Below are 12,304 nucleotides of genomic sequence, written 5' to 3' on the forward strand. Positions count from 1 at the left end.
GGAGCCTGTTATGTCGCATATTGCCGTCATTGGCGCCGGTATTTCCGGAATCACCACCGCCTACGCCCTTAGCCTGAAAGGCTATCAAGTTACCGTTATCGACCGTCTGCGCTACCCCGCGATGGAAACCTCCTTCGCCAACGGTGGACAGCTATCTGCGTGCAACGCCGAAGTCTGGAACAGCCGCAGCACCATTCTCAAGGGCTTGAAGTGGATGATGCGCAAAGACGCCCCACTGCTGTTCAACCCCAAACCAAGCTGGCATAAATACAGCTGGATGGCGCAATTTGTGGGCGCGATTTCCGGTTACGAGCGCAACACCGTGGACACCGTCAAGCTGGCCATCAGCGCCCGCGAGAATCTGTACCAGTGGGCCAAGGACGAAAACATTGATTTCGACCTGGAACAGCGCGGCATTCTGCACATCTACCACACCCCCGGCGGCTTTGAGTCCGGCAAAAAAGTCAGCCAGCTGCTGCACAAAGGCGGCTTGGAACGCCGCACGGTCACCAACGAAGAAATCCACCAGATCGAACCTGCTCTGCAAGGCACCTACTACGGCGGTTTCTTTACGCCTTCGGACGCCACAGGGGATATTCATAAATACACACGCGGCTTGGCCGATGCCTGCGCCAAGCGCGGCGTGAAATTTCTGCAAGATACAGAAGTCCTGGGTATTGATTGCGGCCCACCACATCGCATCCAGTTGCGTACCGGTGAAGGCGCTGAAGCCCACACCCATACACTGTCTGTGGACTCCTTGGTAGTTTGCGCTGGCGTAGGTAGCCGTCACTTGGCCCATATGCTGGGCGACTACATCAACATCTACCCGGTCAAAGGCTATTCGATCTCCGTGTACCTGGATACGCCGGAAGCCCAACATGCCGCCCCTTGGGTCAGTTTGCTGGACGAAGAAGCCAAGATTGTGACCAGCCGTCTGGGCAAGGACCGCCTGCGTGTGGCCGGTACGGCGGAATACAACGGCGCCAACAAGGACATTCGCGCCGACCGTATCGCCCCGCTGACCAACTGGACCCGTCGCAACTTCCACGACGCGGCGACCGACCGTGTTGTACCGTGGGCTGGCTTGCGCCCCATGATGCCGGACATGATGCCGCGCGTAAAAGCAGGCAGCCGCCCTGGCGTGTACTACAACACCGGCCACGGTCACCTGGGCTGGACACTGTCAGCCGCCACCGCCCAAATCATTACCGAAGTGATTGCCCAGAACGAGCGTCAGTCCGCACCTGCTCAATTTGCCACCAGTCCGGCAGCAACTGCTGCACCCGCCGCTGCCCATAGCGCTCGTCCAGCAGATACACAAAGCCTTGATCCTGTTCATCGCGAATCACACGACCCGCGGCCTGTGTAATCTTACGTAGTCCCGGATACAGATAGGTATAGTCATAGGCCCGCCGCTCCCCAAAGAGCCGGGCCATGACTTGTTTGACGGACTCATTGGCCGGATTGAACTGCGGCAAACCCAGGGTGGCAATAAAAGCACCGATCAAGCGTTTACCGGGTAAATCCACCCCTTCTGAAAACGCCCCACCCAGCACCGCTAAACCCACTCCCTTCCCATCCAGCGTAAAGCGGTCCAGAAACTGCGTTCTTTGCAGATCGCTCATGCCCGGTTGCTGATGCCAAAGCGGCATATCCGGCCAGCGCTCCTGCAAGGCCTGACTGACCTGCTGCAGATAATCAAAGCTGCTCAAAAACAAGAGATAGTTGCCCGGCTGCTCCTGATACGCCTGCCCAACAATATCGCAAACGCCGCTCAGGCTCTGGGCCCGGTCGGCATAGCGCGTGGACAGACCGGCATATTGACGTACCCGCAACTGCTCAGCCCGATAAGGAGATGCCACGTTCAACTCTGCTGTGCTGGGCGGCAGACCCAAAACATCACGATAAAACTGCGAGGGGTTCATGGTGCCGGAGAACAGCACTACTCCGTGCGCATCGCCATAGCGTTCGGCCAGAAACGGAGCAGGCACGATATTGCGCAAGTTCAGGAGCACGCCATCGCGCTGCGCCAAAATATCGAATAAGGAATGCGAGCCGAACTGTCCGGCCAGGTCCACAAAGTACAGCAGCTCGAAATAGAACTGCAGCAAGGGGCTGTCTTGCGGCATGGGATTCTCGGCCACATAAGCCCCTAAACGGGCCGCCAGATAGTCGCACTGCTCCAGCAAATCCTCCGGGATCTTTTCCAGCCCCCATTGGTCGCTGCCTTCCTCAGGTATCAAGTCCTCCATCAAGCGAGTCAAAGGGGCGAAATGACGCTTCAAGGCCGAAGGCGAGGCTTTACGCGCCATGCGCAACTGCACTTGCGAGAAAGACGCGGAATACATGGAACGGGCTCGTTCAACCAGATTGTGAGCCTCATCCACCAGAACAGCGCTGCGCCATTGCTGGGCCAGGGTCTGGCTATACAGCACCGCATGCGTGTCGAAAAAGTAGTTGTAGTCGCCCACAATAGCGTCTGCCCAACGCAGCATCTCCTGGCTCAAATAATAGGGGCAGACCTGATGCTCGCTAGCCACTTGTTGCAAGCGCTGGCTAGTCAACATGGGTTGCTCCAGAGCTTGCTGACGGGCAGCCGGAAGACGGTCGTAAAAACCTTCGGCCAAAGGACAGGACTGACCATGACAGGCCTTATCCGGATGGGGGCACTGCTTGTCACGGGCCACCATTTCCAGCACCCGCCACGCACCCTCGCCTTCCGGGCTTAAGCGCTGCAAGGCGTCCAGCGCCATTTGCCGACCGGAGTTCTTGGCCGTCAAATAAAACAGCTTATCCAAACCCGCCTCGGGCATGGCCTTCAGGCCTGGAAATACGACGGCCAAGGTTTTGCCAATACCGGTGGGCGCTTGGGCTAAGAGGCACTGTGCGTCACGTTGGGCCCGGAACGCGGCCACGGCTAGCTGTCGCTGACCGGCACGAAATTGTTCATAGGGAAACTGCAACGCTGTACAAGCTTGATCGCGCGCCAGCCTGTGTTTTTGCTCCTGCCGCCCCCACTCTACATAAGCGCGGCATTGCTCCTCGAAAAAGGCCCACAGCGCTGCGCGCTCCAGATACTCGGAGATGCTGGTCTCTTTATGCTTGTCCACGTGGTAATACACCACGCTAACCGTCATCCCCGGCAAATCACGCTCCTGGCACAAGATGGCGGCATAGACCTTGGCTTGTGCCTGATGCAGACGTCTATGGTGCTCGGGGATAGCATCAAAGGCCCCACGATAGGTTTTCAGTTCCTCCAAGCAGTTGCTGACAGGATCAAACCCATCGGCTCGACCACGCACCAGCAGTCCTTCCATCTCGTACGACAGGGGCACTTCGGCTTCATAGTGCTCGGGGCGACGCAGCTTTAGCTGCTGGTGGCCAAGGATACCTTCCTGTGCTGTGGTCGCAGGCGTAAAGCGCAGGTCCAGATCCCCGCTACGTGCAGTAAATTCGCATAAGGCTCGTACACCTACCGTCCAGGCTTTCATGGTGATTCAGGCCGGGTCACATAGCAGACACGCGCAGGGATGGCATGTTGCTCGAAATAACTTAACCAACGCCGCTGGTTGTCTTGCAAGCGGTCTCCGGGGCCTTTTACCTCAATCAATTCATAGCTTTGCTGAGCCGGCATGAAGCGCACCAAATCCGGCAAACCGGAACGGTTGTCCCGCCAATCCTGCAAGATACGCTTGAACACCAGCTGCAAATGCTGGGCGGGGATGCAATGCAAGGCCTGATCGATCAAGGATTCGTTCAAGGCTGGCCAGATCAGCAAGGGGCACTGCACGCCGCGCTTTTGCTGCCAGCGTTGCCTGATCACGGTTTTATAGTCTGCGCCATCCAGCACACTTAAAGATTGATCAAACAAGTTTTGCCTGCGCGACACAAAGTCCGGGTTACCCCAATCGGCCGGACAGGCTTGATAAGGGTGGAAAAATGCACCGGGCAAGGGAGCGAAAATGGCATCCCAGCTCAACAATCCCAATAAGGCCGGAAACAAGGCGTTTTCTACGTAAAAAACCGGAGCCAAGGGACTATCCCAGTGGGCCAGCACCTGGGACTCGACCCTATTGCCGTCATCAAACAAAACCAGATCACTACGTTGCGTGCGGCTTGTGGGCTTAGTGGATGGCGAGCTGGGCGGAGCTTCTACCGCCAGTTTGCGACGCAGCCGGGGCAGCATACGCAGCAGCTTCTGGGTTTCACTCTCATTTTCGGGCTGCTCCCACGCCTGACAAAACAAGGGCCAGGCCCCTTGATGCTTGTCCTGACGCTCCAGCACCCGCAATTGACGGTAACGGGCGCCCGGCCAGTTGGTCTGCACATAGGCTTGCTCGGCCAACGGCCACCAATGTTGGCGCTCGGCTTGCTGGCCTAGCTGAAACAGGGTTTTCGCCTTGCGTCGTTGAAGCCAATCACTGTCGGTCTCAACAGCCTGAACAGCGGCAAAACGTTGGGCCCACAGATCTGGATCGGCCTCGTCTTGCGCATCACGCAGCTCGGACAAGGCTTCATACAGGCGCACGTCCTCATTATGTCGAAACGCCCGACTAGACTGATCCAGAATCACAGTTTCGTATCTATACAAGCCAAGATCGCTGAGCACGAACTCGGACCAGTCCTGGTAATGATTGCCAAAGAACAGCAGTTGCAAACGCTGCGCCCAATGCATGACTTGTGGTGAGAGACGAAGCGTCGGGGCTTGCAGGCCAGGATCTGTGCACCACTGCGTAAAAGGCCGGGCCTGTTCACCCTGCGTCTGGCCAATCCATTCCAGATAGTCTGACTTGCGCCCGGTGGCTGGCAGCTCACTGAACAAGCGGCGCAGCTCGGGAACGGTATGGACAGCAAACAACGTTTCCAGATCAAGCTCAGGATCGGTTTCTATCAGCTCGCAGGCCGCCAGCTCTTGCACGGCCTCTTCCAGATTTTCGATCTCGGCATAACGCAGCTTGTCGATACGGAACACCGGGCCTTTACGCATCAGCAAGCGTACCAGCAAGGCTTGCGCAGGCTGGGAAGCATGTCCAAAACGATGGCCACATTGGACGTGTTCAGGCTCCAGCAGGTCGGAACTGGCGTGCTGTACCCACTGCAAAACCTGGTGGAAATTGTGCAGATAATAAAAAGGAGGAAGCTCGGGCGGAATCATAAGCAGGCTGTGTATATATCCAGCTACTTTAGCACTCCTTCAAGCCGGGCGCGACTCCAACAAGCGCATCCAGTCCCGTAACAAGGTATTCAGGTTCTGGCGCTGCGTGGCATCCAGCCCTTCCAACAAATTTTCTTCATTGGCCAAATGATCCACCACGACCGCATCCACACAGGCCAGACCCGCAGGGCTCAAGCGCACCAGAATACGGCGGGCATCTTCCGGGTCAGCTATGCGTTCGATCAAGCCCTGCTTTTCCAGGCCCTGCAAGCGATGCGTCATGGTGCCGGAGCTGACCATCAAGGTGGAAAACAAGGCGGTAGGCGCCAAGGTATACGGCGGGCCGGAGCGGCGCAGACTGGCCAGCACATCAAATTCGCCCAGCTGCAGGCCGTGACGCCTGAAGTTCTCGCTCATTTGTTTTTGGACCAGTTGAAAGCAGCGTGTCATGCGGCCCAGCAAGGCCATGGCGTCCAGGTTCTGCAAGTCTGGCCGCTGCTCGCGCCATTGATTAATGATCAGGTCTACCGCGTCGTGTTCTTCGCTCATGATTTCTCGATTTCGATATTTATCTTGATATTAAGATAAATCATCCCTACACTGGCATTTATCTCGACATCAAGATACTTTCATCATGAACCGACTTTCTCTTTGGCTGGTGACGGCCTTGACCGCACTAGGCCCCGCCATCTGGGGTTCCACTTACATTGTGACCACAGAAATTCTGCCCCCCGACCGCCCTTTTATCGCGGCCTTTTTGCGCTGCTTTCCCGCTGGCGTGATGCTGCTCTTGTGGAGCCGACGCATGCCCGCCCCAGGCGACTGGGGCAAGACCCTGATTCTGGCAGCCTTGAACATCGGGGCATTTCAAGCCTTGCTATTCGTTGCGGCCTACCGCCTGCCGGGTGGATTGGCTGCCGTTGTGGGTGCGGCTCAACCCTTGGTGGTGATTGGCCTGGCCTGGGCTTTGGAAGGCAAACGTCCGGTGACCATGGCACTGGTCGCCTGCGTGATCGGTATTATCGGCATGGGTATTTTGCTGCTATCGCCAGAGAGCCAATGGGATACCTGGGGCATGGTCGCGGCCATTGTCGGGGCCCTATGCATGGCCTTGGGCACGTACCTGTCGCATCGCTGGCGCAGTGGCATGCCCATTCTGGCCTTCACGGCCTGGCAGTTGATGCTGGGTGGACTGATGCTGGCCCCTCTGGCCTTGTGGCTGGACCCACCGCTGGACAGTTCCTTGAGCGGCGTGCAAATCGGTGGCTATCTCTACCTGTGTCTGGTCGGTGCACTCCTGGCCTATACCCTGTGGTTCCGCGGGATTGCCGTTTTACCCTCTGTGGCCGTGTCTTCGCTGGGTCTGCTTAGCCCTTTGACCGCTGTAATTCTGGGGTGGCTGATTTTGGGTCAGGCCATGACAGGCTCCAGCCTGCTGGGCATTATTCTGGTGATGGGCAGTGTGCTGGCGGTGCAGTGGATCAGCAATCGGCCCGCCAAATAAGCATCTTGCGCCCATAAAAATAGCGCCCCTATTAACTATCTGGATGGGCGCGTAAGAGAGTTCACTATCTTGCTACTCCGCTAGAAGCAGCAAGATAGTGACTAATAGCGTTCTTGCAGAACTTGAGCTAAATCGGTTGCAAAGCGTTGAGCGTCTTTGGCATTCAGATTCGCAAAACTGACACGCAAGCCTTGAGCGGGGTTGCTCACCCCAAAGACTTGGCCGGATCGAACCAGCCAGCCACGTGCGGCTAAGCCTGCCAGTACCGGCTCGGCTTCCCGATCCAGCGGAATCCACAGATTAAAGCCTTCCTCGCTATCCCAAAAAGGAATGCCCTGCTTTTTCAGGGCTTGCATCAGATCGATGCGAGCCTGTACGTAAGCGGCTTGTGCAACACGAGTCTGCGCCTTGATGTCGGCATCGGTCAGCCCATGAACCACCATTTGCTGCAACAGATGGCTGACCCACTGAGCCCCCGAAGCCAGACGTTGCGACAAGCGCTCGCTGGTTTGCAGGTCTGACGCGACCAGAGCCACGCGCAAATCCGGGCCCAGGCCCTTGGACACGGAACGGATCAAGGCCCAGCGCAAATGATCGGCAGGAATCACATTTCGATAAGGGCTGCTGGCCAGCATCCAGAAGTGGTCATCAATCATCAGCAACAATTCGGGATACTGCTTCAGAATTTGCTCGATCTGCTTGGCACGGGCACGGCTTAGCGAACATCCCGTAGGGTTGTGCGCACGCGGGGTCAGAATCAAGGCGCGCAGGCCATCTTCCAAAGCCGCCTCCAGCGAGGCCGGCACAATCCCTTCGCTATCAACAGCAATACCCACTGGCTTGTAGCCCAGCGTATGCACGGAGTTGATGCTGTTCAGGTAGCCGGGATCTTCGATCCCGACCTTATCGCCCGCCAGCAAAAAGGCTTGCAGCAAGCGCTCGATCGCGTCGACTGCGCCGTAACTGACGTGGTAATCGGTATCGGGGGGGGTGTCTTTATGGAACACCTGCTGACATACGGCGCGCAATTCGGGCACCAACGGGTCGGCGCCGTACAAAGCCTGGGTTTGACCGCGCACCCCAGCTATCAATTGGGTAGGTGCAGGCAAATAGCCCGGCGCCGGATTGCCACTGGCCAGATCCTGCAAGGCCGAGCTGGCCCCATGCCCTTCCCGCGCCAGCTCCCGGATCGCTTCACGAATCCGTGTACCGCGACGGCCTTGTGCATCGGCCACCCCGGCGGAGACCAGGCGCTTGTATGCCAGGGCAACCGTATTGCGGTTCAAGCCCAGTGTTTGAGCCAGTTCGCGTACCGGCGGCAAAATCTGGCCCGGAGCGATTCGCCCCAGTGCCACTTGCTGTCGGATATCATCGAAAAGTTCCTTCGCATTGCTTCCCTGGATATTCATTTTGACCTATGACATAATAGTTTATGCGCGACCCGCAGGGTCGAGTTTATCTTTTTTTTCTTCCTTACTGGTGCGCCATGTCCGAATCCGCCCCTGATCTACTTCACACCGAGCATTATCCCACCTCCACCAGTGTAGAGGCATTTCGGGAACGCATTGCCCTGGTACAACAAAGAATTGATGCCGCCTGCGTGCGCTACGGGCGTGCCGCTGGCGATGTACGTTTGCTCACCGTCAGCAAAACCTTCGGAATTGACCGCATCCGCCTGGCTTACCAGGCCGGTTGTCGCCTGCTGGGCGAGAACAAGGTGCAAGAGGCCGAAGGCAAGTACGAAGCCCTGCGCGAAGAACTACCGGATTTGGAATGGGCTGTTATTGGACACCTGCAAAGCAATAAAGCCAAGTCCGTTGCACGCTTTGCTTCTGAATTTCATGCACTGGACAAGCTCAAGACCGCAGAAGCCCTGGACCGCCGCTTGCAAATTGAAGGCCGCAGTCTGGACGTTTTCGTGCAGGTAAACACCTCCAACGAGGACAGCAAGTTCGGTTTACCCCCGGAAGAAGTCCATGCTTTTGTGCGCGAATTACCACAGTTTTCTGCTTTGAAAGTCAAAGGCCTGATGACCTTGGCCTTGATGGACGCTGACCCGGAACGGGTACGGCCTTGTTTTGCCCTGCTGCGCAATTTGCGCGATCAATTGCGCAATGACATTGCCCACGCGGAAAACATCCGTGAGCTATCCATGGGTATGTCGGGTGACTATGAAGTCGCTATTTCCGAAGGCTCCACGATTGTGCGCGTTGGACAAGCCATTTTTGGTGCACGCGCCACGCCCAATAACTTTTACTGGCCCGTCTCCGATACGGCAACAACATCATGAATCCACTACGCCTGATCATCCGCCAAAACGGTAAAGAAATCGGACACTTTGAGTCCAGCCCCTGCTGCCCGCCCGAGCAACTGATTACCGTGGCTCGCCACCTGATGACGCTGCCTGACAGCGAACTGGAACTGCAACAAGCCAAAGGCGAACACCGCATCCTGGATAGCGGGCCGCATGGCTTGCGCGTGCTCAGCGCACAGGTTCTGTACGAAACCGTTGATTTGCAAGCCTGGTTACAGCAAGGCAGCAAAGTTACTGCCTGAATCTGATCGGTACCCGGCCATAAGCCTGCTACCCTGATTCGGCAAAGCGGCGTACCCAAGACGCCGCAACCATAAAAAAACATACCCGGCTATTCGCCGGGTATGTTTTTTGTGTTTCAGACAACAGGAGCGAACGGAGACTTAGCGGTTCACCTGTTTGGCTGGCAAGGCGAATGCCAACAAGCAGCTCACCATCAAGCTACCGGCAAACAGCCACAAAGCGGCGCTGCCCGAGCCTGTCAGGTCGGTCACCCAACCAATCAGGGAGTTGCTGACCAGACCGGCGATATTAGCCAAGGAACATGCCAGAGCAAAACCGGTCGCTGCGGCAGTGCCTTTCAGAAACGTCGCTGGCAAGCTAAAGAACACAGGCACAGCACCCATAATCACAGCCGAAGCCACGGTAAAGGTCAGAACGGTCAACCAGGCATGATGAGCCACAAAGGTACTGGCAACCAGCGCAACCGCACCGATAGTCAGCGGCACGATCAAGTGCCAACGGCGTTCACGGCAACGGTCCGAGCTGGCACCAATCATCAGCATGCCCACCACACCGGCCAGCGATGGAATCGCCGTCATCAAGCCAATCTGGAAAGGATCCTGCACACCTGCCGCACGGATAAAGGACGGCATCCAGAAGCTGATGGAGTAGGTACCCAATAGAATGGAGAAGTCGATCCCGCCCAGCATCCACACCTTCAGGTTGAAGAAACCATCTTTAAAGCTGTGCTTGACACCCTTGCCTTCGGCATCGTCGGCAGCCAGGTCAGCAGCCAGACGAGATTTTTCATCATTACTCAGCCATTTCGCAGACTGATAGTTGTTTGGCAAGGCCCAGAAAGTCAGGAAACCGAGCAGCACGCTAGGAATCGCCTCCAGAAGGAACAGCCACTGCCAACCACGCCAACCGTTCATGTGATCAAAGTGACCAATAATCCAGCCGGACAAAGGACCACCAATCACGCTGGACAAAGGCAGGCCAATCATGAACAAGGCAATGATCTTGCCGCGTCGGTACGTAGGAAACCAAAGGGTCAGGTAATACAACACACCTGGCAGGAAACCGGCTTCTGCCGCACCCAGCACAAAACGCAGAATGTAGAACTGCGTCGGCGAGGTGACAAACATGGTCAGGCCAGAGAGCAGACCCCAGGTGATCATGATGCGGGCAATCCACAGCTTGGCACCCACACGTTCCAGAATCAGGTTGCTGGGTACCTCAAACAGGATGTAGCCCAGAAAGAACAGGCCAGCACCCAGACCGTAAGCCGTTTCACTCCACTGCAAATGATCGAGCATCTGCAGCTTGGCAAAACCCACGTTGATGCGGTCCAGATAAGCAGCCAAATAACAAAAGCACAGAAAGGGGATCAGACGCCAGACGATCTTCTTATAGAGATCTCCGTTTCCGTCCCGACCTGCAGGCACAGCCGTGGGACTTTGGATGGATGAATGCACCTTGTATATCTCCAGATAATTATTGGTATGCCTGGTGAACCAGAAAACTGCCTAAGAACAGCGCCTGACAGAACACAGCAGGGCCCTGAACGCGTCCGCATTCCCCCCATTGGGCTGCAGACCGTTTACAGATGAAGAATGATGTATCAACGGTGACTCCCTGCTGGACATGCCTGCTCTATCTATAGAGACAGGTCAGACACAACGGGACCCGATCAGATTGATGCGCTGAGCCCGGATCGCTCCCGGACTCAGCACCGGGCACTGCTTAGCTGGACTTCAGGTCCTGACCGTACAGGTCGTAGCCGTAAACCCAGGCCGGATCTTCTTGCGTGCGCAAGAAGGTATTGGCGTTGGAGACAGACTGAACACGAGTCGCACGCTCTTTGCGGTTGAGCTCGTACAGATCAAAAGCCGTACGGAAATCCGACAAGCCGGTCTCTTGCAAGCAGCGCGTCAACATGGCGGCATCTTCAATCGCCATGCAAGCACCTTGAGCCATGTGAGGCTTCATGGGGTGACATGCATCGCCCAACATGACCAAACGACCACGGCTCCACAAAGGCAACGGATTACGGTTACGCAATGGCCACTTGGTAATGCTTTCAGTCGATTTGATCAGGTTCTGAACCGTGGAATGATAGCCTTCAAATGCGGCCAGCATCTCTTCTTGCGAGCTGTCTACGTAAGCGCCCTGGAAATCCCAGGCAGGATGTGGCACGCCAGTCACAAAATAGTATTCATCACGTTTGCCAGTGGTGTAGTACACCATCATGTGACGGTCGTCTGTCCACCATTTCACACAGTCCTCGAACTCGTCGGCAAAGCGGGCCAGGTTTTCGCCACGGATCAGGGCACGGTGTGCCACCCAGCCGCTGTAAATCGGGTCTTCTACACCCAGCAGGGTTTCACGGATCTTGGAGTGGATGCCATCGGCACCAATCACAATGTCAGCCGTTACGCTGGTGCCATCGGCAAATTCCAGCAAAACGTCGTCACCACGGTCCACCAGATTTTGCAACCGCTTGCCAAAGTGCACGGTGCCCGGCTTGATGCTGTCAATTTGCAAAGCGTGCATATCGCCACGGTGCACGGTGATGTACGACGCACCGTATTCTTTCTTGGCAAATTCACCCAAAGGGATACGGGACAGGTAGTCACCCGTTTCGCCATCACGACTGAACCAGAAATCCGGGTGCGAACCCATATCGTCCAGCGCTTTTTCCAGACCCATGCGGCGGAAGATCTTCATCACGTTGGGGCCCACGTGGATACCGGCACCCAAACGCGAGAATTCTGGCGCCTGCTCAAATACTTCTACCTCAAAGCCAGCTTGCTGCAACAGAGTCGCCGCAGCGGCTCCGCCAAGACCGGCCCCTACAATCGCAATCTTGACTGTTTTTTCCATCGTTAGCTCCAAATCACGGCACTCATCAAAAGTGCTCACCACATGTTTTTTAGTAGTGTACACACTAAGTTTAAGCATGAAAACAGGTGATTGAGCTAGGGTTTATACCTATCCAAAGGGGATTTAAACAGCCTATAAAGAAGCTTTAAACAAGCTATTAAAACAACAATATCAACAAGTTAATTAAAAAATCAAAAACAAAAACGAGCCTTGAATATCC

General features: G+C 56.1%; 9 protein-coding genes and 1 pseudogene. 4 read left to right on the top strand and 6 right to left on the bottom strand.

Going from position 1 to position 12,304, the window contains the following annotated elements:
* Positions 1 to 10 precede the first annotated feature (10 nt).
* Positions 11 to 1,372: a D-amino acid dehydrogenase gene (locus OSH04_RS12005; protein ID WP_031232121.1), complete on the top strand. Its 1,362-nt coding sequence runs from the start codon at positions 11 to 13 to the stop codon at positions 1,370 to 1,372.
* On the opposite strand, the pseudogene OSH04_RS19705 reads toward OSH04_RS12005, so the two are convergent.
* The 3 genes and pseudogenes from OSH04_RS19705 to OSH04_RS12020 all read right to left on the bottom strand — a co-directional run.
* Positions 1,317 to 3,494 (bottom strand): annotated as a pseudogene (locus OSH04_RS19705) (helicase C-terminal domain-containing protein); the annotation flags it as partial. The gene OSH04_RS12005 and the pseudogene OSH04_RS19705 sit on opposite strands and share 56 nt — an antisense overlap.
* Positions 3,491 to 5,158, bottom strand: a complete 1,668-nt coding sequence (locus OSH04_RS12015) for a VRR-NUC domain-containing protein (protein WP_266108539.1) — start codon at positions 5,156 to 5,158, stop codon at positions 3,491 to 3,493. The pseudogene OSH04_RS19705 and the gene OSH04_RS12015, both read right to left, overlap by 4 nt.
* 39 nt (positions 5,159 to 5,197) lie before the next feature.
* Complete coding sequence (locus OSH04_RS12020; protein WP_026482726.1) at positions 5,198 to 5,707, bottom strand: MarR family winged helix-turn-helix transcriptional regulator; 510 nt, start codon at positions 5,705 to 5,707, stop codon at positions 5,198 to 5,200.
* Between the two features lie 85 nt (positions 5,708 to 5,792).
* On the opposite strand from OSH04_RS12020, the gene OSH04_RS12025 reads away from it, so the two are divergent.
* Positions 5,793 to 6,662 (top strand): DMT family transporter, encoded by an 870-nt coding sequence (locus tag OSH04_RS12025; protein ID WP_083053673.1) that lies wholly within the window; start codon positions 5,793 to 5,795, stop codon positions 6,660 to 6,662.
* 101 nt (positions 6,663 to 6,763) lie between these two features.
* Here OSH04_RS12025 and OSH04_RS12030 read toward each other — a convergent pair whose 3' ends face one another.
* Positions 6,764 to 8,071, bottom strand: coding sequence for an aminotransferase class I/II-fold pyridoxal phosphate-dependent enzyme (locus tag OSH04_RS12030; RefSeq protein ID WP_035267913.1), 1,308 nt, complete (start codon positions 8,069 to 8,071; stop codon positions 6,764 to 6,766).
* Positions 8,072 to 8,148: 77 nt separating this feature from the next.
* Here OSH04_RS12030 and OSH04_RS12035 point away from each other — a divergent pair, with 77 nt between their 5' ends.
* Both OSH04_RS12035 and OSH04_RS12040 read left to right on the top strand, forming a co-directional pair.
* Positions 8,149 to 8,952 carry a YggS family pyridoxal phosphate-dependent enzyme gene (locus OSH04_RS12035; protein WP_009454526.1) on the top strand — a complete coding sequence of 268 codons (804 nt, stop codon included), beginning with the start codon at positions 8,149 to 8,151 and terminating at the stop codon, positions 8,950 to 8,952.
* Complete coding sequence (locus OSH04_RS12040; protein WP_035267915.1) at positions 8,949 to 9,218, top strand: hypothetical protein; 270 nt, start codon at positions 8,949 to 8,951, stop codon at positions 9,216 to 9,218. The genes OSH04_RS12035 and OSH04_RS12040 overlap by 4 nt, the downstream gene beginning before the upstream one ends.
* A gap of 141 nt (positions 9,219 to 9,359) precedes the next feature.
* Here OSH04_RS12040 and OSH04_RS12045 read toward each other — a convergent pair whose 3' ends face one another.
* Both OSH04_RS12045 and OSH04_RS12050 read right to left on the bottom strand, forming a co-directional pair.
* The gene (locus tag OSH04_RS12045) at positions 9,360 to 10,676 is read right to left on the bottom strand and encodes an MFS transporter (protein ID WP_266108540.1); all 1,317 of its coding nucleotides are present in this window, start codon (positions 10,674 to 10,676) and stop codon (positions 9,360 to 9,362) included.
* Positions 10,677 to 10,944: 268 nt separating this feature from the next.
* Entirely contained in the window at positions 10,945 to 12,084 is a 1,140-nt protein-coding gene (locus OSH04_RS12050; protein WP_009454531.1) for an FAD-dependent monooxygenase, read from the bottom strand.
* Between the last annotated feature and the right edge of the window lie 220 nt (positions 12,085 to 12,304).

Source organism: Alcaligenes nematophilus, assembly GCF_026344155.1.
Taxonomy (GTDB): domain Bacteria; phylum Pseudomonadota; class Gammaproteobacteria; order Burkholderiales; family Burkholderiaceae_B; genus Alcaligenes; species Alcaligenes phenolicus.

What these genes read in the sequence shown, in the direction of transcription:
- OSH04_RS12005 (WP_031232121.1), top strand. Translation starts at nt 11, where the DNA reads ATGTCGCATATTGCCGTCATTGGCGCCGGTATTTCCGGAATCACCACC.
- OSH04_RS12015 (WP_266108539.1), bottom strand. Translation starts at nt 5,158, where the DNA reads ATGATTCCGCCCGAGCTTCCTCCTTTTTATTATCTGCACAATTTCCAC.
- OSH04_RS12020 (WP_026482726.1), bottom strand. Translation starts at nt 5,707, where the DNA reads ATGAGCGAAGAACACGACGCGGTAGACCTGATCATTAATCAATGGCGC.
- OSH04_RS12025 (WP_083053673.1), top strand. Translation starts at nt 5,793, where the DNA reads ATGAACCGACTTTCTCTTTGGCTGGTGACGGCCTTGACCGCACTAGGC.
- OSH04_RS12030 (WP_035267913.1), bottom strand. Translation starts at nt 8,071, where the DNA reads ATGAATATCCAGGGAAGCAATGCGAAGGAACTTTTCGATGATATCCGA.
- OSH04_RS12035 (WP_009454526.1), top strand. Translation starts at nt 8,149, where the DNA reads ATGTCCGAATCCGCCCCTGATCTACTTCACACCGAGCATTATCCCACC.
- OSH04_RS12040 (WP_035267915.1), top strand. Translation starts at nt 8,949, where the DNA reads ATGAATCCACTACGCCTGATCATCCGCCAAAACGGTAAAGAAATCGGA.
- OSH04_RS12050 (WP_009454531.1), bottom strand. Translation starts at nt 12,084, where the DNA reads ATGGAAAAAACAGTCAAGATTGCGATTGTAGGGGCCGGTCTTGGCGGA.